23 protein-coding genes are annotated in these 22,923 nt (G+C 38.6%); 8 read left to right on the forward strand and 15 right to left on the reverse strand.

The annotated features are described in order from the left end of the window. Window positions 1-4 precede the first annotated feature (4 nt). Entirely contained in the window at window positions 5-679 is a 675-nt protein-coding gene (locus tag JFU01_RS01885) for a uracil-DNA glycosylase (protein ID WP_195855627.1), read from the reverse strand. A gap of 107 nt (window positions 680-786) precedes the next feature. On the opposite strand from JFU01_RS01885, the gene JFU01_RS01890 reads away from it, so the two are divergent. Both JFU01_RS01890 and JFU01_RS01895 read left to right on the forward strand, forming a co-directional pair. Then, entirely contained in the window at window positions 787-1,695 is a 909-nt protein-coding gene (locus JFU01_RS01890; RefSeq protein ID WP_195855628.1) for a Cof-type HAD-IIB family hydrolase, read from the forward strand. Then, window positions 1,685-2,254 (forward strand): low molecular weight protein-tyrosine-phosphatase, encoded by a 570-nt coding sequence (locus JFU01_RS01895; protein ID WP_195855629.1) that lies wholly within the window; start codon window positions 1,685-1,687, stop codon window positions 2,252-2,254. The genes JFU01_RS01890 and JFU01_RS01895 overlap by 11 nt, the downstream gene beginning before the upstream one ends. A 103-nt stretch (window positions 2,255-2,357) precedes the next feature. On the opposite strand, the gene JFU01_RS01900 is transcribed toward JFU01_RS01895, so the two are convergent. Next, window positions 2,358-3,005, reverse strand: a complete 648-nt coding sequence (locus JFU01_RS01900; RefSeq protein WP_111853357.1) for an HAD family hydrolase — start codon at window positions 3,003-3,005, stop codon at window positions 2,358-2,360. 191 nt (window positions 3,006-3,196) lie between these two features. On the opposite strand from JFU01_RS01900, the gene JFU01_RS01905 reads away from it, so the two are divergent. Continuing rightward, window positions 3,197-4,828, forward strand: coding sequence for an ABC-F family ATP-binding cassette domain-containing protein (locus JFU01_RS01905; RefSeq protein WP_195855630.1), 1,632 nt, complete (start codon window positions 3,197-3,199; stop codon window positions 4,826-4,828). Window positions 4,829-4,898: 70 nt separating this feature from the next. On the opposite strand, the gene JFU01_RS01910 is transcribed toward JFU01_RS01905, so the two are convergent. From JFU01_RS01910 to JFU01_RS01955, 10 genes are all read right to left on the reverse strand, one after another. Beyond that, window positions 4,899-5,636: an amino acid ABC transporter ATP-binding protein gene (locus JFU01_RS01910; protein ID WP_195855631.1), complete on the reverse strand. Its 738-nt coding sequence runs from the start codon at window positions 5,634-5,636 to the stop codon at window positions 4,899-4,901. Between the two features lie 11 nt (window positions 5,637-5,647). Then, on the reverse strand, window positions 5,648-6,337 hold the full coding sequence (locus tag JFU01_RS01915; RefSeq protein ID WP_195855632.1) for an amino acid ABC transporter permease: 690 nt from the start codon (window positions 6,335-6,337) through the stop codon (window positions 5,648-5,650). Window positions 6,338-6,340: 3 nt separating this feature from the next. After that, window positions 6,341-7,033: an amino acid ABC transporter permease gene (locus tag JFU01_RS01920; RefSeq protein ID WP_195855633.1), complete on the reverse strand. Its 693-nt coding sequence runs from the start codon at window positions 7,031-7,033 to the stop codon at window positions 6,341-6,343. 38 nt (window positions 7,034-7,071) lie between these two features. After that, on the reverse strand, window positions 7,072-7,929 hold the full coding sequence (locus JFU01_RS01925) for a transporter substrate-binding domain-containing protein (protein ID WP_195855704.1): 858 nt from the start codon (window positions 7,927-7,929) through the stop codon (window positions 7,072-7,074). Then, complete coding sequence (locus JFU01_RS01930) at window positions 7,916-8,923, reverse strand: uroporphyrinogen decarboxylase family protein (RefSeq protein ID WP_195855634.1); 1,008 nt, start codon at window positions 8,921-8,923, stop codon at window positions 7,916-7,918. Before JFU01_RS01930 ends, JFU01_RS01925 begins: the two co-directional genes overlap by 14 nt. Window positions 8,924-9,224: 301 nt before the next feature. Further along, on the reverse strand, window positions 9,225-9,962 hold the full coding sequence (locus tag JFU01_RS01935) for an amino acid ABC transporter ATP-binding protein (RefSeq protein ID WP_195855635.1): 738 nt from the start codon (window positions 9,960-9,962) through the stop codon (window positions 9,225-9,227). Between the two features lie 12 nt (window positions 9,963-9,974). Continuing rightward, window positions 9,975-10,664 (reverse strand): amino acid ABC transporter permease, encoded by a 690-nt coding sequence (locus JFU01_RS01940; protein WP_195855636.1) that lies wholly within the window; start codon window positions 10,662-10,664, stop codon window positions 9,975-9,977. 4 nt (window positions 10,665-10,668) lie between these two features. Next, window positions 10,669-11,361, reverse strand: coding sequence for an amino acid ABC transporter permease (locus JFU01_RS01945; RefSeq protein WP_195855637.1), 693 nt, complete (start codon window positions 11,359-11,361; stop codon window positions 10,669-10,671). A 159-nt stretch (window positions 11,362-11,520) separates the two neighbouring features. Continuing rightward, window positions 11,521-12,375 (reverse strand): transporter substrate-binding domain-containing protein, encoded by an 855-nt coding sequence (locus JFU01_RS01950; protein ID WP_060778139.1) that lies wholly within the window; start codon window positions 12,373-12,375, stop codon window positions 11,521-11,523. Further along, complete coding sequence (locus tag JFU01_RS01955; protein ID WP_195855638.1) at window positions 12,365-13,372, reverse strand: uroporphyrinogen decarboxylase family protein; 1,008 nt, start codon at window positions 13,370-13,372, stop codon at window positions 12,365-12,367. Before JFU01_RS01955 ends, JFU01_RS01950 begins: the two co-directional genes overlap by 11 nt. Window positions 13,373-13,756: 384 nt before the next feature. Here JFU01_RS01955 and JFU01_RS01960 point away from each other — a divergent pair, with 384 nt between their 5' ends. Both JFU01_RS01960 and JFU01_RS01965 read left to right on the forward strand, forming a co-directional pair. Further along, entirely contained in the window at window positions 13,757-15,493 is a 1,737-nt protein-coding gene (locus JFU01_RS01960) for an ABC transporter ATP-binding protein (RefSeq protein WP_195855639.1), read from the forward strand. Continuing rightward, window positions 15,483-17,282 carry an ABC transporter ATP-binding protein gene (locus tag JFU01_RS01965; protein WP_195855640.1) on the forward strand — a complete coding sequence of 600 codons (1,800 nt, stop codon included), beginning with the start codon at window positions 15,483-15,485 and terminating at the stop codon, window positions 17,280-17,282. Before JFU01_RS01960 ends, JFU01_RS01965 begins: the two co-directional genes overlap by 11 nt. Before the next feature lie 113 nt (window positions 17,283-17,395). On the opposite strand, the gene JFU01_RS01970 is transcribed toward JFU01_RS01965, so the two are convergent. From JFU01_RS01970 to JFU01_RS01980, 3 genes are read right to left on the reverse strand one after another with little or no spacing between them, the layout of a single operon-like run. Next, a complete protein-coding gene (locus tag JFU01_RS01970; RefSeq protein WP_195855641.1) occupies window positions 17,396-18,562 on the reverse strand; it encodes an AI-2E family transporter in 1,167 nt (388 codons plus the stop codon). Window positions 18,563-18,574: 12 nt separating this feature from the next. After that, the gene (gene coaA, locus JFU01_RS01975) at window positions 18,575-19,507 is read right to left on the reverse strand and encodes a type I pantothenate kinase (protein WP_195855642.1); all 933 of its coding nucleotides are present in this window, start codon (window positions 19,505-19,507) and stop codon (window positions 18,575-18,577) included. 15 nt (window positions 19,508-19,522) lie between these two features. Further along, window positions 19,523-20,278: an acyl-[acyl-carrier-protein] thioesterase gene (locus tag JFU01_RS01980; RefSeq protein WP_195855643.1), complete on the reverse strand. Its 756-nt coding sequence runs from the start codon at window positions 20,276-20,278 to the stop codon at window positions 19,523-19,525. A 202-nt stretch (window positions 20,279-20,480) separates the two neighbouring features. On the opposite strand from JFU01_RS01980, the gene JFU01_RS01985 reads away from it, so the two are divergent. The 3 genes from JFU01_RS01985 to JFU01_RS01995 all read left to right on the forward strand — a co-directional run bounded on the left by JFU01_RS01985 (window position 20,481) and on the right by JFU01_RS01995 (window position 22,869). Beyond that, entirely contained in the window at window positions 20,481-20,774 is a 294-nt protein-coding gene (locus tag JFU01_RS01985) for a HesB/YadR/YfhF family protein (RefSeq protein ID WP_070558076.1), read from the forward strand. A 20-nt stretch (window positions 20,775-20,794) separates the two neighbouring features. Beyond that, window positions 20,795-21,061, forward strand: coding sequence for a hypothetical protein (locus JFU01_RS01990; RefSeq protein ID WP_013668728.1), 267 nt, complete (start codon window positions 20,795-20,797; stop codon window positions 21,059-21,061). A gap of 212 nt (window positions 21,062-21,273) precedes the next feature. Beyond that, the gene (locus JFU01_RS01995; RefSeq protein ID WP_195855644.1) at window positions 21,274-22,869 is read left to right on the forward strand and encodes an ABC1 kinase family protein; all 1,596 of its coding nucleotides are present in this window, start codon (window positions 21,274-21,276) and stop codon (window positions 22,867-22,869) included. Window positions 22,870-22,923: the final 54 nt, after the last annotated feature.

Raw genomic sequence — 22,923 nt, forward strand, 5'->3', positions numbered from 1 at the left:
TTTTTTATTCACTGAGTTGCCAATTAATTGGACTTTGCCCACTCTCAATTAAGAGCTGGTTAGCTTTCGAAAATGGTCGGGACCCAAAGAAGCCTCGGTAAGCTGATAAGGGACTAGGATGGACAGAAGTTAGAACAGCATGCTTATTTTCATCGATAAATCGTCGCTTCGACTTAGCCGCATTTCCCCATAAAATAAAGACAACCCGTTGATTACGCTTATTTAATTGTTGGATAGCAAAGTCGGTGACTTCTTCCCAACCTCGTCCGCGATGTGAATGAGCCTTCCCTTGACGTACTGTTAAAACAGAGTTTAATAATAAGACCCCTTGCTCGGCCCACTCAGTTAAATTTCCATGATGAACAGGTTGAAAACCAACATCAGTGCTTAGCTCTTGGTAGATATTGTTTAAAGAAGGCGGAATCGCCACCCCTTTCTGTATCGAAAAGCTTAGTCCATGGGCTTGATGGGGTTCATGATAAGGGTCTTGCCCCAAAATAACGACTTTTACCTGGTCAAAAGGGGTTAACTTAAAGGCCTCATAGATATGCCACATATCTGGGTAGATCACCTGATTACGATATTCATCTTTTAGAAACTCTCTTAATTTTTGGTAAGCAGGACTTTCAAAAACTGGATCTAAGGCCTCTTGCCATTGGTTATTAATGATTGTATGCACGCTTGATTTCCCCTTTCCTTTATCACTTAACTTATACCTAGTCTACCATTTTTTAAAATGTTACAATAGCCATAGTTATAACAGATTTTATAAAAAAGGAGATTTTTATGCTGGAATTAATTGTTTCTGATATGGACGGAACATTATTGGACGGGACCATGCACATCCACCCACGCAATCGTGAGGCCATCATGCATACCTACCAATTAGGTATCCCATTTATTGTTGCTACCGGAAGAAACTTCCATGAAGCCAAGGTACTCTTAGACGAAGCCGGTATTCGCTGCCCGATTATCGGTTTAAATGGTGCCATTCTTTTTGACCGAGAAGGTGAGGTAGAGTATGAAATTGACCTAGATGACCAAGTCGCTAAAGAGATTATTCTCTATGGACGTGAACATGGCTATTACATGGAAGCTATGACTTCAAAGAACGTCTACTCCAATTCAAAGCACCAACGCCTTCATTATATTGCAGATATGATTCAAAGAATGTCTCCTGAATTGAGCTTTGAAGAAACCCTTAGTCGGGCCAGCCAATCGAATGAGGTTAACTCCATTGAATATATTGATGATTTAACTGACCTCATTGAAGAAGAAGGCCAGCACATCCTCAAATTAGTCTTTATTCATGAAAAGGGACCGCAAGTCCTCCATCCGATTCAGCAGGAATTAAGTCAGCGCTATGATAACATTTATATCACTTCTTCCTTTAAGTCAAACTTGGAAATTTCAGCTAAAACAGCCAATAAAGGTGGGGCTGTCGCCAAGTACTGCCAAGCCCATGGCTATAATCCTAAAAATATCATGGCTATTGGGGATAATTTGAATGATCTAAAAATGCTGGAAATGGCCGGATATAGTTTCGCCATGGCTAATGCTGATCCCGCCGTTAAAGAAATCGCTGACTATGTCACCGGTCCTCATAACGAAGGCGGTGTCGCTGATGCTATCTATAAAGCCCTGGATTTGAGTCAGACTAATACGCAATGGGGAAAAGCACCCTATGGCAACTAAGTCCCCTAACTGGCAGAAGCTTAGAGAGCGGCTAAAGTCTAGCTGGCAAAAAATAATTGCCCCAAAAGGCAAAAGCATACTTTTTGTTTGCCTAGCTAATATTTGTCGTTCCCCATTAGCAGAAGCCCTGCTACGTGAAAAAATTAAGCAAGCCCACTTCTCCCAGTCCATAAAAGTTGACTCCGCTTCCATTGAAAATTGGCGCAATGGTGATAAGGCGGATTCTCGTGTAATACAGCTGCTCAAGGAACATCAAATACCCTATCAAGGACTAAAGAGTCGCCTTCTCAAACCCATGGATGCCAAGCGTTTCGACTTGATTATCTGTATGGATACTACTATCTATGATGCCACTAGAGAGCGTCTGGGAGAAAGTTATTTTTCTAAAATCGTCCCCTTCTCTCATTTCCTTGAAGACCAAGCTGACGTTGATGATCCGATGTTAACCAAAGACTTTCAAACCACCTACCAACAAATTGACCAAGGAACTGATAAAATTATTCACTACCTCCAAAATAATATAATGAACCAATCAGCCAGTGATAGTAAACTTCAATAAACATAAAAGCGACAGGAATTAGACCCTGTCGCTTTTGCATAAAATTGACTAAATTATTCAGTTTACTGATATCTCATACCGCTAGTAAAGTGCTTTAGCCAGCTTATTTAACATAGTTAAGGATATCGTCTAAGCGGTCAACAATGGCAAGCGCTTGCGCCTTATTTTTCTCACTAGCTGCGACTAAGTCAGGCACCATGATGGTATCAATTCCCGAACGAAAACCAGCTTCAACCCCCGCTACGGAGTCTTCAATGATTAAAGCACTATCCTTACTTTGCCCCGTCTTCTCTAAGGCCTTTAAAAAGATTTCAGGATGAGGCTTAGAATGTGTGACTTCATCCCCAGAAGTAAAACCATCGATATATGAACTAATTCCAGCTCCTTTTAACCTAGAAATCACTTCTGAGCGGTTACTGGAAGAAGCCACATGGATGGTAACTTCCATGTCTTTAAGAGCCTCGAGAGTCTCTAGTAAACCGGCTTTATTGTCGATACCGGATTCAGCCTCAATTTCAACAAATCTTTGCTCAGCTTCATTGAAAAGCGTTTTAGCTAAATCTTGGCTGCCCGTTTTTTCCACTAGGGCCTGTAAGCAGGCTGCTGCTGTTCGACCAGCATGCTGGTCAATGTATTCCTGATCGGTAAATTCTATTCCTCGCGCTTGAAAAACCTCTTGATAGGCCTTAAGGTAGACAGATTCTGTATCAATTAAGGTTCCATCCATATCAAAGATAACAACTGATTTCACTGGGTCACTTCCTTCATTCCATGTATTTATATAAATCGCTTACATTTTTTATCATATCACACTGCCCTTATCAGGACAAATTAGAGCTTTTTCTTCTCATTTACTGTTTGCAATCAAAGTTTTAATTCGTTATGATTAGTCAGTATGAGTGACTGAAACTACTCGATCATCAAAAAAAGTGAGGAATCATCATGTTACAAGTTTCAAATGTTAGCCTACATTTTTCTGACCGCAAACTTTATGACAATGTCAATTTAAAATTTAATCCCGGAAATTGCTATGGTATCATCGGTGCCAATGGAGCCGGAAAGTCAACTTTTCTTAAAATATTATCAGGAGAAATTGCCCCTTCAACTGGTGAAATCAGTAAAGAAGCCAACGAACGGATTTCGGTTTTAAACCAAGACCACTTTGCCTTTGAAGAATATAGCCCAATTGATACAGTCATCATGGGGAATAGAGAACTCTACCAAATAAGAGAAGAGAAAGATGCCATTTATGCAAAAAGTGACTTCAGTGAAGAAGATGGTATTCGTGCCGGTGAACTTGAAGCCCAATTTGCTGAAATGAATGGGTGGGAGGCTGAATCTGAGGCTTCTCAGTTACTCCAAGGCTTAGGAATTGCAGAAGATAAACACTATCAACTGATGAGTGAACTCGAAGAACGCGATAAAGTTAAGGTACTCTTAGCTCAAGCTCTCTTTGGAAATCCTGATATTCTTTTACTTGATGAACCAACCAATGGTTTAGATGCGGACTCCATCGAATGGCTGGCAGAATATATTATTAACTTCCCTAACGCAGTTATCGTGGTCTCCCATGACCGCTATTTCTTAAACCAAGTATGTACCCATATCTGTGATGTTGACTTTGGTAAAATTAAACTTTACGTGGGGAACTATGACTTTTGGAAGCAATCCAGTGAGTTAGCAGCCAAATTACAAGCCGATGCCAATGCTAAAAAGGAAGAAAAGGTCAAAGAATTAAAGGCCTTTATCGCCCGTTTTTCAGCCAATGCTTCCAAATCAAAGCAAGCCACTTCCCGTAAGAAAATGCTGGATAAGATCGAGCTCGATGATATTCAACCATCTAGCCGTAAGTATCCCTATGTAGGCTTTGAACCAGAACGCGAAATTGGTAATGATGTCTTGACCGTAGAAGGCCTCTCTAAAACAATTGATGGCGTCAAAGTGCTAGATAATATTACCTTCCACCTAAAAAATGATGATAAGGTAGCCTTTGTCAGTCGCAATGATGTCGCTGTTACTACCCTTTTCCAAATTTTAATGGGTGAAATGGAGCCTGATTCTGGTAGCTTCAAATGGGGAGTAACCACCAGTCAAAGTTACCTGCCGCGTGACACCTCAAAAGAGTTTGAAAATAATGATCAATCCATATTACAATGGCTCTTCCAATATGCTAAAACGCCTGAAGAACAAGACAATACCTTCTTGAGAAGTTTCTTAGGACGGATGCTCTTCTCCGGTGATGACGTGAATAAACACGTTAATGTGCTATCTGGGGGCGAAAAAGTCCGCTGTATGCTCTCTAAAATGATGCTTTCCAAAGCTAATGTCCTGGTTATGGATAATCCGACTAACCACCTTGACCTGGAATCGATTTCCAGCTTGAATGATGGCTTAATCCGCTTTAAAGGCGTCCTATTATTCTCATCCCACGATAGAGAATTTCTCTCAACCATTGCAAACCGGGTGATCCATGTCAGTCCTAACGGCTTAGTTGACCGGATTGAGACCGGTTATGAAGAATATTTAAACAATGAAGATACTCAAGCCAGAGTTAACGCCTTATACCAAGATTAACAAGTAAATAATGATATTCAAAAAGCCCAAAAGGTTAATTAAGGACATTTTGGGCTTTTGTCTTTTTATTTTAGTAACTAGCGATTGCCTCAAGAAAATCTTGGGTCCTTTTTCTTTGGGGGTGCTGAAAGAAAGTAAGCGGATCATTTTCTTCAATGATTTTTCCTTGATCCATAAAGACAATATGATCAGCAACATGGCGGGCAAAGGACATTTCGTGAGTCACTACCACCATGGTAGTACCTTGGTCAGCCAGTTTCGTGATCAAGTTTAAAACTCCATCCACTAATTCAGGGTCCAAGGCTGAGGTAGGTTCGTCAAATAAGATCAGGCTGGGATTGGGGACTATTGCCCTAGCAATTCCTACTCTTTGTTGTTGGCCCCCGGACAACTGATGAGGGTAGCGATCTTTTAAGTCTAACATGCCTACCCATTTAAGCACCTCTTCACTTCGGGTAATAGCTTCTTCTTTAGACCATTGTCTGCCTGTAACTAAGGGCTCTAATAAATTTTCCAGTACCGTCTTATTGTTAAATAAATTATAATTTTGAAAAACAAAACCGATTTCTTGGCGTATTGATAAAATATCCTTTCTGGAAAGTTTATTCAGCTCATATTGCTGCCCTAAGAAGTTAAATTCTCCCTGATCAGCCCGCTCTAAAAAGTTTAAACATCTCAGTAAGGTCGTCTTCCCTGATCCACTAGGGCCCAAAATGGCAATCACATCGCCAGCTTCAACCTGTAAATCGACCCCTTTTAGGATTTCTTGACCGCCAAATGACTTATGAATATTTTTTACTTCTAACATAATGACTCCCCCTAAGCCTCTCTGAGATAATAGCGATTCACCAAGTGTCCTAGGTATTGTAAACCTCCACATAGCAATAAATAAATCACAAAGATGACTATGTAGGCACTGGTGTAGTTATATGAATAAGCGGCAGCTGTTTTTGCTATGGCAGTAATATCTTGAACCGTCATGACAAAAACTAAGGAAGTCCCTTTGACCAATTCAATCACCAAATTGGTAAAAGATGGCAAGGCAACTTTAAACAGTTGAGGAAAGATGATTCTTTCAAAACTCTTCCAAGGCGTCAAACCAGAACTTAAGGCCGCTTCCCATTGTCCATAATCAATAGCCAATAGGGCTGAACGAAAAATTTCGGTTAATGATGCTAAAGCAATCAGAGCGAAGATTATATAAGCGTATATTATTGGATTAAAGCTAAAAACATCAATGCCTAAATTTAAACTCAAACTTAACTGGTTCAATAAACTAGGCAGCAAACTATAAAAGAATAAGATGAGAACAATTAAGGGTGTCGCACGAACAATAGCCAAATAAACCTGAATCAGACTAGTTAGAACGGGCACCTTTCGGATGAGCGCAATAGCCAAAAATAATGCAGGTAGAAGACTGGCAATAACCGCCACCAGCATAATACTCAGGGTGACAGGAATACCTTTTAAAGCGGCAAAAAATGTACTAACAATAAAATCGATATTCATCGTCTACCCCTCCCCTTTACTGATACGCTTTTCCGTTAGATGAATAATCACCATCACAACAGCAGCAATCAGCCAATAAATAATTGCCACAGCTAAATAAGTCTCTAAGGAATAGTTACCCATCTGACGGTTAATAAACAATTGACCTGCCCCCATCACGTCAATCAGACCGATAGTATAGGCCAAGGCGGTATTTTTTAAGAGGCTGACAGTAGAATTTCCGATATTCGGTAAGGCAATTCTTAAGGCTTCGGGAAAAGTGATTAAGAAAAAGGTCTTTTGTGCAGATAAACCTAGGGCCAAACCAGCCTCTCGCAAGCCATCGTCAACCGCATCATAACTGGCTTTAAAAACCACCGAAATATTAGCCGCATATAAAAGCGATAGGGCAATGATAACGTAGATCGCCTGTGACCAATCATGAATACTAATTCTCAGCCACCATTCCAATAGTTGGGGCAAGCCATAAAAGATTAGAAAGATCATGACAATTGGAGGTGTACAGCGCATGATAAAAATATAGGATTTGGCTAGACCGTGATACCATGCTTGCTCAGCCTTAAGACCATATGCTAGGAAAAAGCCAAGTAAATTACCAATCACAAAAGACAGGACTAAGACCAATAGGGTAACTGGGATAAAAGCAAGCAGGTCTTTAAATAAAGGAAATATCAAATTAAAGTCAAAGCTAACCATTTTATCTCCTTTCTAAGTCACTTCTTCAGCCATGAGTGCTAGTCTTCTACATATTCAAAGACATCTTTGCCTAAATATTTTTCTGATAGTTTGGATAGAGTACCATCCTGACGCAATTCTTTGATAGCTACATCATAGTCTTTAGCCAGCTGCTCATTTTCTTCTGTGCGTTCAAACAAAGGATAAATAGGGATTCCTTTATAAGGAATATAAGCTAATTGGTCAGCCTTATCATGATAAGGGCCATCTTCACTTTCTACCGAATTTTGATAGGAAAGATCGATTGAAAAATAAGCATCGTAACGCCCTTCAAGGACCCAACCGTAAGCATCTGACAGGTCGAATTGATCCGCTGCCACTAGGTCGATGGGATGGTCAGGATTCTTTTCATTATACTCTTGGATCACCGCATATTGGGCGTTTTGCGGAGAGATCGGCACCAATTTACCGCCATCTTTGGCAAAATCATCGATACTTTGGTACTTATCCTTATCTTCTGCTCGAATGGTCAAACCAATGACACTGGCCCCATGATAGTTTTCAGGGATGATGAATTTCTTCGCTCGCTCCTCTGTATACCAACTGCCTTTAATCCCGGCATTATATTTTCCCGATTCTAAACCAATAAGTAAGTCTTCATTAGAAGTTGGAATAAATTCAAAATGATATTGGGGTAATTTCTTTTCCAGTTCTTTAAAAACAGCCACTTCATAGCCGTCTGCTTCCCCATTTTCGTTAACAAAGTTATAGGGATAGTAATTTTGTTGGATAGCGACTTTTACCGTACGCTGGTTGTCAGCGCTAGTCTCTTCATCACGGTTTCGCACCAAAAAAGTAATTAATAAGACCACCGCTACGGCAATAATTCCACCCAGTATTTTCTTATTCTTCATTATCCACACCTACTTCTCTACTTGCTTGTCGCACCCATTCCAAGTGTTCGGTTGGTGTATCTTTAGGAATTGTGCAATCTGCTCCTAAAATATAGGAAAGATCGGCTGCCTCTTTTATCAATTCCTTGGTATAATCTTTAATTTCTTGCTCTGAGCCCTGATAGATCAAGTCATTTGCTGTATTGGGGAACCCCCCCACAATCACCCGGTCTTTAAAGAGTTTTTTACCCTCGCTTATTGGTAAATGTTCTGACTGAGTTGCCCAATTAACTGCTGTAGCAGGATAATCGAGGAATTTCTCTAATTGGTTATGAGCTCCAGAGAAACCACAAATGTGTAAAATATGGTGGTCTTTGATCTGTTCAGCTGTCTCAAGTAAGGAAATATCCAATGGTTTAACCAAATTTTTGAAGTCTTGGTCTGTGAAAACGTCCGTTTGCAAATCTTGGGTCGAATAATAGATCCCATCAACAGTCGTTTCAGATAAGACTCCTTCAATCACTGAACGGATATCTTCAGCAATAACTCTTAGGATTTCAGCAAAATATTCAGGGTTTTCTTGGAAAAAGCGGCCTAAGCGTTCATCACGTTCATCATAAAGGAATTTCCAGGTAGTCAATGGGCCAAAAATATTGTAGAAGCTATAAAGCTCATCATGATGTAAGTCTTCAACCTCTTTGGCAAATTGAACCTGTTCTCTAATCCAAGGATGGTCTTTCCCCAGGGATTGGATCGATGGGACATCAGCCAGGCTTTCGGCAGTGCGTAAGTCCTCATTAGGATATAGGAAATAGCCATCCGTCATAATTTTGATGTAGTCTGGCTGAACTTCCTTGATAAATTGCTCATGGCCTTTTAAATTTTCTATCTTATAGTTCTTATTTTCTAATGCGTCAGAGTGGTGTTCATCTGCCAGGAAATGATGCCAGAAGCCGACTGGAGTGCGATGTGTTTTTTCTTTATTCAACACGCTCTTTAATAGGTCTTTCTTACTCATAAATATTTCCTCCCAAAGTGAAATTTACTCATCACTTACTTGAAAATTTTTAGATAACTTGTAAAAAGTACTAACTTTTTGTAAGTGATATTTACTTACTTTATATTAGTACAAATAGCGCTTAAAAAGCAAGAATTTTTTCCTTTCTTCTTTCGATCAAGCTTGTCCATTCTTAACTAATAAATTGTGATCACAAGAAACGAATATAACGAGTTCAGACTATGAGCTTGAAATATTTCAACAAAAAAGCCGCAATAGCTAATCGAATAAGCTATTGCGGCCCTCTGATAAACTCATTATTTTAAAAGCGATCTAAGACATTGAGAAACTTATGAACTCTCTGATTTTTCTTAGCGTTAAAGAAACTGTAAGGATCGCCCTCTTCAATCACTTCTCCCTGCTCCATAAATATAATATGATCAGCAACATTCTTAGCAAAGGACATTTCATGGGTCACAACGACCATGGTAGTTCCCTTTTTCGCGAGTTCAGTCATAATATTTAAAACCCCATCGACTAATTCCGGGTCTAAAGCTGAAGTCGGTTCATCAAACAGGATGAGATCAGGACTAGGTGCGATTGCTCTAGCGATTCCTACTCTTTGTTGTTGTCCTCCCGAGAGTTGATTAGGATAACGATCCTTGAGTTTAGCCATCCCTACCCAGTCAAGGATTTCTTCACTTCGAGCAACTGCTTCATCCTTTGCCCAGCCTCGCGCTGTAACCAGTGGTTCTAGCAGGTTTTCTAAAACCGTTTTATTATTAAACAAATTATAATTTTGAAAAACAAAACCAATATGTTGTCTGATTTTCAAAATCTCTTTTCGAGTAATTTTGCTTAAGTCATAATGCTCTCCTAAAAGGCCAAATTCACCATGATCTGCCTTTTCTAAGAAATTTAAACACCGTAAAAGGGTGGTCTTTCCTGACCCACTAGGGCCCAGAATAGCAATCACATCTCCAGAATCAACCGTTAAATCGATTCCTTTCAATATTTTTTGACCAAGAAAGGATTTGTGGATATTTTTAACATTTAACATCATTAATCACTCCTAGGCATGGGATAGATAATACTTATTAATGACCTGTCCAAGATATTGAATTAAGCCACAAAGTATTAAATAAATAACAAAGATAACAATATAAGCACTGGTAAAATTATAGGAATAAGCGGCTGCCGTCTTAGCAATAGCTGTGATATCTTGCACCGTCATCACAAAGACTAAAGAAGTTCCCTTAACCAGTTCAATAATCAAATTAATAAATGAAGGTAGAGCGACTTTAAGCAATTGTGGAAAAATAATTCTTTCAAAACTTTTCCAAGGACTTAAACCGGCACTTAAGGCTGCTTCCCACTGGCCATAATCAACAGCCATTAAGGCAGACCGAAAGATCTCGGTTAAGGATGCTAGCGCAATTAAGGAGAAGATGATGTAGGCATAGATAATCGGATTAAAATTAAAGACGTCTACCTTAACATGAATTAAATTGGTGAATTGATTTAAAAGGCTAGGCAATAAACTGTAAAAGAACAGAATAAGAACAATTAAGGGAGTAGCGCGTATAGTCGCTAAGTAAACTTGAATAAACTTACTAATGACTGGCAGCTCCCTCTGTAAAGCTAAGGCAAACAATAAAGCAGGGGCGATAGAAAATATTATCGCTACCAGCATAATACTAAGGGTCACAGGAATTCCTTTTAAGGAAGCAAAAAATGTATCAATAATAAAATCCCAATTCATCGCCCTATACCTCCCCTTTAGAAATTTCTTTTTCTAATAGATGAATAGAAACCATAATTAATCCAGCAATAATCCAATAGATAATGGCTACGGCCAAATCAGTTTCTAAGGAAAAATTACCCATATTTCGATTAATAAATAATTGCCCTGCCCCCATGACATCAATTAATCCAATGGTATAAGCTAGGGCAGTGTTTTTTAATAAAGAAACCGTCGAGTTACCAATATTTGGTAGGGCAATCCTTAAGGCTTGAGGTAGTATGATTCTAAAGAAAGTCCTAGCTTCTGACAGGCCCAAAGCTAAGCCAGCCTCCCTTTGCCCCTTATTGACCGCATCATAACTTGCTTTGAACACAACAGAAATATTGGCTCCATATAGCAAAGTTAAGGCAATAATGACAAAGACTGCTTGTGAGAAATCATGAATGTTAATCTTAAGCCACCACTTCAATAGCTGGGGTAAACCATAAAACACTAGAAATATCATCACTATCGGTGGCGTACAGCGCATAATAAATATATAAGTCTTCGTTATTTGCTGATACCATCTTTGCTTTGCCTCTAAGCCATAAGCTAGAATAACTCCTAGTAAATTGCCAAGGGTAAAGGCAATAATTAATATAAATAATGATACTGGTATAAATGGTATCAATTCCTTAAATAAAGGGAATATGGATTTTACATCAAAATTAACCATATTATCTCCTTTCTACACTAGTCAGTGAATGGCAATAGCCCTGCTAACTTAGATTGAACTGACTGCTTACTCTGAAAATAATTATTCAGAAGACTTCATTTCATCTAGACTTAATCAGGGCTAAGTAACACATCCTCGTCTTACATCAGATTGCCATTTTTAATCTTTAATATAATCAAATACATTTTTATTTAAGTATTGTTGAGATAATTTTTCTAAAGTACCATCTTCACGGAGTTCTTTAATCGCTTGATCATAATCCTTGACTAATTGTTCATTTTCATCAGTCCGTTCAAATAAAGGATAGATTGGAATCCCTTTATAAGTCACGTAGGTCAATTGATCAGCTTTATCATGGTAAGGACCATCTTCATCTTCTACAGACTTTTTATAGGATAGGTCAATAGAGAAGTAAGCATCGTAACGTCCTTCAAGCACCCAACCATAGGCATCGGATAAGTCAAATTGATCAGCAGGAACCAAATCAATAGGATGATCAGGATTCTTTTGATTATAATCTTGAATCACATCATATTGACCGTTTTGTGGGGAAATAGGAACTAATCTTCCCTTTGCCTTAGCGAAATCATCGATGTTTTTATATTTATCCTTATCTTCAGAACGAATGGTCAACCCAATCACACTCGCCCCATGATAGTTTTTAGGAATAATAAACTTCTTAGCCCGCTCATCGGTATACCAGCATCCCTTAATCCCTGCGTCATACTTGCCTGACTCTAAGCCAATGAGTAAGTCTTCATTAGATGTGGGGACAAAGTCAAAGTGGTACTGAGGCAACTTCTTTTCAACTTCTCTAAAAACGGCAACCTCATACCCATCGGCTTCGCCCTTATCATTCACGAAATTATAGGGATAATAATTCTGCCAAAAAGCAACCTTCACATTACGTGCATTTTCTTTACTTGGTTCATTACTCCGGTTTCTGATTAAGAAGCTTGCTAATACAACGACTACCGCCACTAAAATACCGATAAATAATTTTTTATTTTTCATTTTCAGCTGCCTCCTCTATACTTGCTTGGCGAACCCATTCAAAATGTTCTCTTGGTGTATCTGCTGGAATGGTACAATCTGCACCAATCACATAAGGCGTATCGCCAGCTTCTTTAATTAATTGCTTGGTATAAGCTTTAATTTCTTCTTCTGTTCCCTTGTAAATGAGGTCATCTGCTGTATTTTGGAAACCACCCACAACAACCTTATCTTTAAAAATCTTCTTGCCGTCTTCAATTGATAATTTTTCCGGCCCAGTTGCCCAATTAACCGCACTGGCTGGATAGTCAGCAAATTTTTCTAATCGGTTATGGGCGCCTAAGTAACCACAAACATGGAGGATATGGTGAGGTTTAAGTTCTTTAGCACGATTTAATAAAGCAGTATCTAATGGCTTAACCAGTTCAATGAAGTCTTTGTCAGTGAAATCATCGGTTTGTAAATCTTGGGTAGAATAATAAATGCCATCAACGGTAGTCTCTGATAAGATCCCTTCAATGACCTTTTGAATATCTCCCGCAATGACTTTTAAAATTTTTGCGAAAAGTTCAGGATCTTCCTGATAGAAACGGCTGACACGTTCATCTTGGTCATCATATAAAATTTTGAAGGTAGTTAATGGACCGAAAATATTATAAAAACTATACAATTGGTTATTATGTAGGGCTTCGACCTCCTTGGCAAACTGAATTTGTTCTTGAATCCAAGGATCATCATTTGCTAGCGGTTCAATTTCTCCAACTTCCGATAAATGCTCAGCATTTTGTAACTTTTCATTAGGATATTGAAAATAACCATCGGTCATTATCTTTATATAGTCAGGCTCAATGTCCTTAAGAAATTGTTGGTGGCCAGCTAAATTAGCTGGTTTGATTTGATCATTTTTCAACGCATTAGCATGGTAAACATCTTCTACAAAGTGGTGCCAGAAACCAACCGGCGTCCGCTCAGCTTGATGGCCATCAAAGACTGTTTTTACTAATTCCTTCTTACTCATTTTGTTTTCCTCCTTACTAGTAAAACTCCAATTTCCCAATTAAATAAAGCTGAAGTTTAACTAATTTTTTGTAAGTTATATTTTTTATTGACTTAATATTAGTTAGGGTCGACCTAAAAATCAATAGTTTTAAGTTAAAAATGATAATCTATCTTTCGATCAAATCTGATACACTCCCGCTCGATCAAATACGTTCGCCCGGTCCTTGAGTTGACTACAATAAAAAAGGCCCCAAAGTTAGGCATAATCCTAGACTGAAAGGCAGATAAATGGGGCTATCAATGTTTCTTTTTTTATTATATATTTAGTGTGAAAACAATTATTGTCTAATTTTTCTATCGTCTTTTATGATGGTAAATAGTTTATCTATTGAGGGGAGTTTTTATGAAATATATTTGGTCTTATATCAAACCCTTTAAGAAAGAGTTAGTATTTATCTTCCTGGGTATGTTGATGTTTTCAGTGGTTAACCTAGGTTTACCAACCATGTTAGCAATGATTATTGATAACGCTTTAATACCAGGTGACTTATCCAACCTTTACTTTTTCCTAGCAATTATGCTCTTTATTTCTTGTTTAGGCATTGCTGGACAGATTTTTGGCTCTTATTTTATTAGTAAGTTGTCAACCATGATGACAATGAATTTACGTAATGATTTATTTAAAAAAATGCTTAAGCTTTCTCATCACGAGTTTCAAGATTACGGGGTACCCTCTTTAACCAACCGGATGACTTCCGATGCTTTTATCCTCATGCAGTTTACTCAAATGACTCTTAGGACTTTGGCAACTGCACCAGTGATGATCATTATTAGTATTTATATGATTACACGGACTTCGCCCGAATTAGGTTTGTATGTTTTCCCCGTGGCCCCCATGATAGTGGCCATGATTATCATTATAGCCTGGCTAACCTTACCAATTTCTCGTGCCCAACAAAAAACTTTAGATAGTATTAACCGGATTCTCAGAGAAAATATTACTGGTACTCGAGTCGTTCGTGCCTTTAACCGGGAACAATTTTTCGAAGAACGTTTTGAAGAAGTCAACCATACTTACCGACAATACTCTAGTCGCCTGTTTAAAACCATGGCCATTACGCCCTCTCTCTTTTCTTTAATCATGAATATTACTATCATATTAATCGTCTGGTTTGGTGCCGGTTTTGCCGCTAGGGGGAGTGTTCAAGTAGGGACCTTAGTTGCCTTTATTGAGTACGTATGGCTAGCCCTCTTCTCCTTAACCATTTTTGCTAATATTTTCATGATGTATCCACGAGCAGTTGTTTCAGCAGGGCGACTCGATGAAGTCATGCATACACCAATAACCGTCCCTCACCCTGAAAATCCGATTATGGAGACTGATGGTAGTGGGCGCTTAGAGTTTAACCATGTCGATTTTGCCTATCCGGATGCAGACGAACCAGTTCTAAGAGATATTAGTTTTTCTTCAAAAGCTGGTGAAACCATCGCCTTTATCGGTTCTACAGGTTCAGGAAAATCAACCATTGTGAAGTTAATCCCTCGTTTCTACGATGTCTCCAATGGTGAAATTAAGCTCGATGGTATCAATATCCGCGACTTAGATTTGCAAGTATTACGTTCAAAGATTGGTTATACCCCTCAAAAGGCCAATCTCTTCTCTGGTCAGATTGCCACCAACCTCCGCTATGGTAAATTTGATGCTGACGAGGAAGACATGGACCACGCGACTTCGATCGCACAGGCTAGTGAATTTATCAATCGGCTGGCGACTCGTTACCATACCGAATTGACCGAAGGCGGCACTAATCTATCAGGTGGCCAGCGCCAACGCCTATCCATTGCCCGTTCAATTATTGGGGACCGGGAAATATATATATTTGATGATAGTTTTTCCGCTCTGGATTATAAAACTGACGCTGCTGTACGCCAAGCGCTTAAGGAAGAAACGAAAGACGCGACAACGATTATTATTGCCCAACGAGTCGGCACCATCATCAATGCTGATCAAATTATCGTTTTAGATCATGGTCAAATAGCCGCGAAAGGCACCCACAAGGAACTCTTAAAGTCCTCTCCGCTATATTATGAAATTGCTTCGTCACAACTTACCAAGGAGGAATTAGAATATGGAGAATAATCGTCAATTAATGAAGAGTCTCTGGCACTTTATTTCTCCCTACCGCTTTAAGTTCAGTTTAAGTGTTATTTGTACAATCGTTCTATGTCTATCAAATGTCCTTGAACCGATTGTCCTAGGCTTAGCAATTACTGAAATCTCTAAAAATATATTAGCCATCATGAATAATGTGCCAGGAGCTGGGATTAACTATGACTACTTATTAAAGATCATGGCCCTCTACTTTCTACGGGGAATCTTCTACCATGGTTCTTTTTACCTCAGTCAATACTGGTTAACTGATGTCGTGCAGCATTCGATTTATGATTTGCGTAATGCCATTAGTCATAAAGCAAATCGCCTAGCAGTTTCCTATTTCGACAAGAATCAAACGGGAGATATTCTTAGCCGAATGACTAACGATGTAGATACCTTATCCAACGCCCTCCAGCAATCAGTTCTTCCCCTATTAACCGGCGTTTTACAAATTAGTTTTGCCTTAATCAGTATGTTTATATTGCATTGGAAGCTGGCCTTGGTTAGTGTCATCTCTATGCCTATTACTTACTTGAGTGCAAAATCGATTTTGAATTACTCCCAACCAATCTTTAAAAAACAAGCAGATGCTTTGGGACACCTCTTTGGCTATACCCAAGAGCAATTATCCGGCTATACCGAAATAAAAGTCTATAACAAAGAAAATGAGTCGGTTGATGAATTTGAAAAACGTAATCAAAATCTGCAAGAAGTTGGCTTTAAAGCCGCATTCTTAGCTGAAATCCTCCAACCCATCCTAAGCTTTATTTCTAATTTAGCCTATATTGTAATCACTGGTCTCGGTGCTTATTTCGTCTTTATCCAACAATTAACCATTGGTAACTTACAAGCCTTTGTCCAATATGTCTGGCAAATTAACCAACCCATCCAAACCATCACCCAACTCATCGGAGTGATTCAAAGTGCTGTAGCGGCCAGTCAGCGAATCTTCACCTTCCTTGGCGAAGAAGAGGTTTACCAAAAACCAGTGTCTGAACATCTTCCTCTAACAATTAAAGGACAAGTTAGCTTTAACCATGTGAAATTTGCCTATGATGAGGATAATATCTTAATGCACGATGTCTCCTTTACCGTAGAACCTGGTCAAACAGTTGCCATTGTTGGCCCAACTGGAGCAGGTAAAACCACCCTGATTAACCTGCTCATGCGTTTCTACGATGTCCTGGACGGGGCCATTAAGATTGATGGCATTAATATCAAAGACATCAGCCGACATGATTTGAGAAACCATATTGGGATGGTCTTACAAGATGCTTGGCTCTATACAGATACTATCCGTGAAAATATTCGCCTTGGTGATTTAGAAGCCAGTGATTATGAAGTGATTGATGCTGCTAAGATAGCCAATGTTGATCATTTTATCCGTACCCTACCTGGTGGCTATGATATGGAAATTAACGAAGAAGGAAGTAATGTTTCTCTAGGTCAAAAACAACTCATGACCATCGCCCGAGCGATCGTATCTGATCCTGATATTCTTATTCTCGATGAGGCAACTTCCTCGGTTGATACTCGCTTAGAGCAATTAATTCAATCTGCAATGGACCGCATCATGGAAAACCGCACCAGCTTCGTCATTGCCCACCGCCTATCAACCATCCGTAATGCCGACGTTATACTAGTCATGAAAAATGGTGATATTATCGAACACGGTAACCATGATAGTCTCATGGCTAAAGGCGGTTTCTATGCAGATCTTTACAATAGTCAATTTAACCAAGAAAGTGCCGCAGAAATTCACATGGGCTATTAGCGAATTCATTCTTTAATAACGATGACTATAAGTTTTCTTGCTGCTAGCTTCACTAAAAACCAACAAAATATTGCATAAGAAAAGGCTGGAATTTTTGTTCCAGCCTCTTTCTCTTATTTAGGATCAATTTCTGCGCTCCAGGTTTCGATATCTAATTCTTTCAGATAGAGTCGATGATTAATGGTGGCTGCTGTGAGTTGGTATATTACCGATACCGTAGGGACACTGAGTAACATTCCTGGTAAGCCAAAGAAGGCACCGCCGACAGTCACAGCGACCAAAGTCCACAAACCAGGTAAACCAACGCTCCCCCCAACAACACGAGGGTAAATAATATTTCCTTCCAGTTGTTGCACAACAGTTATAAAAATAATAAATAGGATCGCTTTGGTCGGACTAGTCACAACGATTAGCAAGGCCCCAGCAACTGCTCCGAAGATTGCTCCAAAAATAGGAATCAAACCTGAAGCCCCCATTATCACTGAAATAGTTAAAGCATATGGAAAATGACAAATTAACATGCCAATATAAACCATAATTCCAAGTATAAAAGCTTCAAGAACCTGGCCACTAACAAAATTAGTGAAAACATCATTGGCTAACTTTCCCACATTGACTAGGTAATTTGCCCAAGGTAAATTACAAATGGCATAGATGACTTTCTTTACTTGTCTGGTTAAAGTTTCCTTGGCCGAAACCACAGTAATCCCAAAAACCAAAGAAATAAATAAGTTAAACAGACTATTCACCAGGCCAATACCGATGGTAAAGGTTTGTGAAAGCAAATTGGTAGCTAAGGATTGCACGAAGGCGATGGCTCTTTGGGCTAAATTATTTAAATTGATATCCAATTGTTGGATATAAGTCACTAATTCAGGATGACGGTCAATAAAACGCATGACCTTAGAGATGACTTGACTAATGGTTGTAGGCACGATAGAAATAAATGAAGTGATCGTATCTTCAAAATCAGGTAAGACTAAGAAGATTAAAAAGTATATCAATAAGACGATGAGAATCAAGGAAAGGACAATGGCTAAGCCACGCAAAGTTTTCCGATGTCTTTTAAAATAATCGAATCTTTTTAAGTATTTTTCAATATAATTTACCGGAATCGATAGAATAAAGGCAATTGCTGCCCCAACTAAAAATGGACTAATTACATTTTGAATTTGGCCCATAAAATTACTGATAATATTTAAATTATTCATTATCCAAAGGACCGCCAAAAGAATGGCTATTCCACTAAAAACTTTTATCCAATTCTTTTCAAAATTCATTTTTCATTTCTCCTAATAGCGTCGCATTCTAATTGAATCAATATAGTGATTTTCAATTTTGTGAATAACTATGTCTGCCCGATCTCGAGTGGGTAAAATATAGTCTTCCAAGTTAACTAAATTAATGTTTTCCCAAGTCCGTTTAGCTGAACGTAAAGCATCGTCTAATGACATCTTACTATATCGTTGGTTATAGTGGTCGGGGTCTTTCAAGGCATTTTCACGAAGTAAAATAAAACGTTCCATATACCATTTTTCAATTAATTCAGTATCGGCATCAACATAAATAGACAGATCAGCATATTCACCAATAAAAAACTGGTCTGATCCAACGAATTGTAAAACATTGATCCCCTCAACAATAAGAATATGGGGCGATTTAATTTCTCGATAGGCATTAATCCGGTCATAACTCTCATGAGAGTACAAAGGGACTTTGAGCCGCTGCTTATTGCTCTTGACAGCCATGAAAAACTTCTTTAATTCATGCATATCATAGCTTTCCGGAAAGCCCTTACGGTGCATTAGATCCCAATGTTCTAATTGCTCATTAGGATACAAAAAGCCATCGGTAGTAATTAATTCAACATCTAAATAGGGAAAAAATTGCGATAAAAAGAGTTGCAATAGACGCGCCGTAGTACTTTTACCAACGGCAACACTTCCCGATATGCCAATAATAAAAGGTGGTATTTTATCATTGATTCCTAAAAATTGATTGCGTTCACTAATCAACCTTTGATAATTTTTAAAGTATATACTAATTAATTGTGTGAGAGGCTGATAAATATCATTAGCATCTTCTAAAGTCAGATGGTCATTAAAAGCCAGCAAGGCCTCTAATTGCTTCTCAGTTAATTTCACATTAATATCAGATGTAATTTCGTTACGATAAGCATGCCAATCGTCCCGGTCAATAATATGATACATATTATTGAAAGCCATTCCCTAAACCCCTTACTAGTCTTTTCTATTCCAAGATATTTCAACACTTGCATGAATATTATCATCAAAGGATACTATCTTATGCTTGGTCAATAACTGCTTATCGCCTGCTTGGTTGATTTCTGATTTTAACCAGCCGCGATCCCCTTCATAAAGCTCGTGTTTATAGCTGATGATCAAATCTTTCACCTGCCAGCTCTCTATAAATTCTTGACCCACTTGCCTAAATATCCAATCCAAATAAACTAAATTGTTAACATGCTTATTCTGATCAATCGCTTGATGATCAACCAAGAATTCAGTCAGCAAATCGGCATCTTCTCTTGGTGAAAACTTAATTTTATTCAAACGAATGCGCTTGCTAACATCAATCCCTAGCTTGGCATCTAAGGAGTGCGTATCAACCCGCTCGATTTGACGACTGACAAAATCAATCAAAGTATATACCATGGTACACTTGGCTAAAAGGGCTCTATCTTGATCAACTAAGCTAAAGCTTCTTTTTACAAAGAAGGCGTTAGCTCCTGTCAACTCTGTGGTCACAGTGACAGATTCATTACATTCTGCTAGACGGTTAATACTTAAGTGATTTTCAACGATTACCCAGATATAACGCGAGTCCAACGACCAAAGTCCGGCCTGCTTTAAGGCTTGATCGTGGTCAGCAGAGAGGGCTAAAAAGAGAGCAATGAGGCTCTTAATTTGAATACGACCTTCTTGATCACATTGATCTTGACTGATAATAATATCTTTTTGATAAGACGCTGCCATTGAACCCCTTCTTCACAAAATTGTACTTGAACATTTAGAATATATCGACTTCCATTATAGCATTTAACTGTCCTATAAATAAATAATAAAATAAGAAAAGCTCTAATAAACTCAGGCATTTTGACCCCCAAGCCTTTGACTAGTCAAGTATTCTCTTTTCATCTATAATGGAGCTAGTTTAAAGATACAGGGGAGTGAAAATATGCAAATTCGAATTAGTGATCAGGCATTAAAGTTTTTCAAAGAAGATATGGATCTAGGTTCCGGGGATGCTGTCCGTTTCACCAGTAAGGTCTATGGAAAAACCAACATTCATGAAGGTGTGTCGGTAATGGTTCAAGTCAGTCAACCACAAAAAGTCCTGGTAAGTGAAACAATCGACGGCATCACCTTCTTTGCTGAAGAAGATGATGCTTGGTTTTACAATGATCACTCTCTAGAAGTTGACTACGATGAAGAAGAAGAAAAATTATTATTTACTTTTGTTGATGACTAATTAAAAGGGGCAATGTAATTATGGATAATCTAAAAAAATTATTTTTAGCTGCTGTCGGTGGTACTAGCCTAACCTTAGAAAAAGCTCAAGAAATGATCAAACAGGCCATTGATAAGGGACAAATAACCGTCCAAGAAGGTAAAGAACTGACTGAAGACTTAAAGCGGAGCTTTACCGACCGAACTCAAAAACAATCGCTTTCAGAACAAATCGAATCCTTGCAAGTACAAGTTGATAATTTATCTGACCAAGTGAATCAGTTATCAGAAAAATTAAATGAGATCTAAGAAAATGTTTTCTTAACGCTTATCTAAGGGTAAGCGTTTTTTCATAAGGCTGAATCGCCATAGAAAATAACTGATTAATCAGAATTCAAGGATAAATATTTGGCTTAGACGTCAGTCAAGAGTTAATCAGCTCATTGAGAACTTTTTGCTTTTACTAGAACAAGACTGGGCCGAGTAATTATTTATACCCATCTTTTTTAGGAAGTGATCGCATGGCAAATAGAACACATCGCTTAAGTGAAATCATTCAAGTTTTAGCTAACTTTGGTTTTGGAGAAGTTTACCAGCGCAGTTTTAAAAAATTGGATGTCCAGGAAAGTGCTAAAAATTTAAGACAGGCTTTTGAAGCCTTGGGGCCTTCCTTTATTAAAATTGGTCAGATACTCTCCACTCGAAACGACCTCCTCTCTGAACCTTACATCTTAGAATTGCAAAAACTACAACACTCTGCCCCTCCCTTTTCCTACCAAGAAGCCGAACAAATTATTAGAGAAGAATTAGGAGAAGCTCCTGACCAATGCTTCGCAAGTTTTGCTAAAGAAGCCCTAGCTACTGGATCGATTGCCCAAATCCACCGGGCCCAATTACAAACTGGTCAAGAGGTCGTGGTTAAAATCCAGCGTCCCCAAATCAAAGAGCAATTAATCTCCGATATTGATTTATTCATTCACGTTATCAATAAAGTCCCTACTATTTTCACCAATATTATCTCCAATCCAGTGGCTATTCTCCGAGAAATTCGCCAGCAAAGTCTTTTAGAGATGGATTTCTTAAATGAAGCAAATAATATGCGACGTTTCCAAAGCAACCATGAAAAGCGTTCCTTGATAGGCGTTCCCAACTATTATGGTGATTTAACCACCCACAAAGTATTGGTTATGGACTATATTGCGGGGGTTTCTATTGGCAATGTCTCAAAGTTAAAACAAATGGGCTATGACTTGAATAATATCGCCGAAAAGCTGGTCTATTCTTTTCTTTACCAGGTATTTGAGGATGGTTTTTACCATGCCGATCCCCACCCCGGCAATATTCTCATTAGTCAGGAAAAAATTTATTTTATTGACCTAGGAATGATGGGGACACTCTCCTACTCCGATCAAAAATTATTAATTAATTTATTAGAGGCCCTAGCTTTTAAGGATATTGATGAATTAGTCCGCCTCCTACAGATCATCTGCAAAGGGCCTCGGATCACTGACCAGTATAGCCTGTATAAGGATGTTCAGTGGTTATTTGAGCGTTACCTCACCACTGGCCTGGAGGCGATTGATATGGGGGAAATTTTTCAAGAAGTCATGAAAACTGCCTTAAAATATAAGTTAACTTTTCCCACTAAGTTCGTCCAATTAAGTAAAACCGTGATTATCCTAGAAGGCATCTGCGAATCCTTGAATCCTGAATTTGATTTTATGTCTATTTTTATGGATTTTACCTTCCATCACTCCTTATTAGAGCAGAGTCGTTTATTTAACAAGGATCACTTGCTTCGCGAATCAACTCGTTTATTGCGGTCGGGTATTTCTCTCCCCCAGCAAGCCAACCAGGCCCTCTCTGAGTTCATTAAGGGCCGTACGACAATAAATATCTCCATGCGCGAAGTTAAAGAGTTAACTAAAGAACTTAATCAGATCATTAACCGAATTGTTACAGCCCTCATTTTGTCAGCAATAATCATCTCATCCGGCTTTATCGTTTCCCAAAACAATAGCCACTATGCCGGCAATATCGCCCTACTATTCTTTGTCATGGGAGTAGTCCTTGGACTCTATCTGCTCTATTCCTTTGTTCGTTCACGAAAAAAATAATAAGTAATATTAAACCAGGAGAATAGAGCTTTTGGCTCATCCTCCTGGTTTTCC

It is taken from the genome of Aerococcus sp. Group 2, assembly GCF_905125285.1.
GTDB lineage: Bacteria > Bacillota > Bacilli > Lactobacillales > Aerococcaceae > Aerococcus > Aerococcus urinae_E.

What these genes read in the sequence shown, in the direction of transcription:
- JFU01_RS01890 (WP_195855628.1), top strand. Translation starts at nt 787, where the DNA reads ATGCTGGAATTAATTGTTTCTGATATGGACGGAACATTATTGGACGGG.
- JFU01_RS01895 (WP_195855629.1), top strand. Translation starts at nt 1,685, where the DNA reads ATGGCAACTAAGTCCCCTAACTGGCAGAAGCTTAGAGAGCGGCTAAAG.
- JFU01_RS01905 (WP_195855630.1), top strand. Translation starts at nt 3,197, where the DNA reads ATGTTACAAGTTTCAAATGTTAGCCTACATTTTTCTGACCGCAAACTT.
- JFU01_RS01910 (WP_195855631.1), bottom strand. Translation starts at nt 5,636, where the DNA reads ATGTTAGAAGTAAAAAATATTCATAAGTCATTTGGCGGTCAAGAAATC.
- JFU01_RS01915 (WP_195855632.1), bottom strand. Translation starts at nt 6,337, where the DNA reads ATGAATATCGATTTTATTGTTAGTACATTTTTTGCCGCTTTAAAAGGT.
- JFU01_RS01920 (WP_195855633.1), bottom strand. Translation starts at nt 7,033, where the DNA reads ATGGTTAGCTTTGACTTTAATTTGATATTTCCTTTATTTAAAGACCTG.
- JFU01_RS01930 (WP_195855634.1), bottom strand. Translation starts at nt 8,923, where the DNA reads ATGAGTAAGAAAGACCTATTAAAGAGCGTGTTGAATAAAGAAAAAACA.
- JFU01_RS01935 (WP_195855635.1), bottom strand. Translation starts at nt 9,962, where the DNA reads ATGTTAAATGTTAAAAATATCCACAAATCCTTTCTTGGTCAAAAAATA.
- JFU01_RS01940 (WP_195855636.1), bottom strand. Translation starts at nt 10,664, where the DNA reads ATGAATTGGGATTTTATTATTGATACATTTTTTGCTTCCTTAAAAGGA.
- JFU01_RS01945 (WP_195855637.1), bottom strand. Translation starts at nt 11,361, where the DNA reads ATGGTTAATTTTGATGTAAAATCCATATTCCCTTTATTTAAGGAATTG.
- JFU01_RS01950 (WP_060778139.1), bottom strand. Translation starts at nt 12,375, where the DNA reads ATGAAAAATAAAAAATTATTTATCGGTATTTTAGTGGCGGTAGTCGTT.
- JFU01_RS01955 (WP_195855638.1), bottom strand. Translation starts at nt 13,372, where the DNA reads ATGAGTAAGAAGGAATTAGTAAAAACAGTCTTTGATGGCCATCAAGCT.
- JFU01_RS01960 (WP_195855639.1), top strand. Translation starts at nt 13,757, where the DNA reads ATGAAATATATTTGGTCTTATATCAAACCCTTTAAGAAAGAGTTAGTA.
- JFU01_RS01965 (WP_195855640.1), top strand. Translation starts at nt 15,483, where the DNA reads ATGGAGAATAATCGTCAATTAATGAAGAGTCTCTGGCACTTTATTTCT.
- JFU01_RS01970 (WP_195855641.1), bottom strand. Translation starts at nt 18,562, where the DNA reads ATGAATTTTGAAAAGAATTGGATAAAAGTTTTTAGTGGAATAGCCATT.
- coaA (WP_195855642.1), bottom strand. Translation starts at nt 19,507, where the DNA reads ATGGCTTTCAATAATATGTATCATATTATTGACCGGGACGATTGGCAT.
- JFU01_RS01980 (WP_195855643.1), bottom strand. Translation starts at nt 20,278, where the DNA reads ATGGCAGCGTCTTATCAAAAAGATATTATTATCAGTCAAGATCAATGT.
- JFU01_RS01985 (WP_070558076.1), top strand. Translation starts at nt 20,481, where the DNA reads ATGCAAATTCGAATTAGTGATCAGGCATTAAAGTTTTTCAAAGAAGAT.
- JFU01_RS01990 (WP_013668728.1), top strand. Translation starts at nt 20,795, where the DNA reads ATGGATAATCTAAAAAAATTATTTTTAGCTGCTGTCGGTGGTACTAGC.
- JFU01_RS01995 (WP_195855644.1), top strand. Translation starts at nt 21,274, where the DNA reads ATGGCAAATAGAACACATCGCTTAAGTGAAATCATTCAAGTTTTAGCT.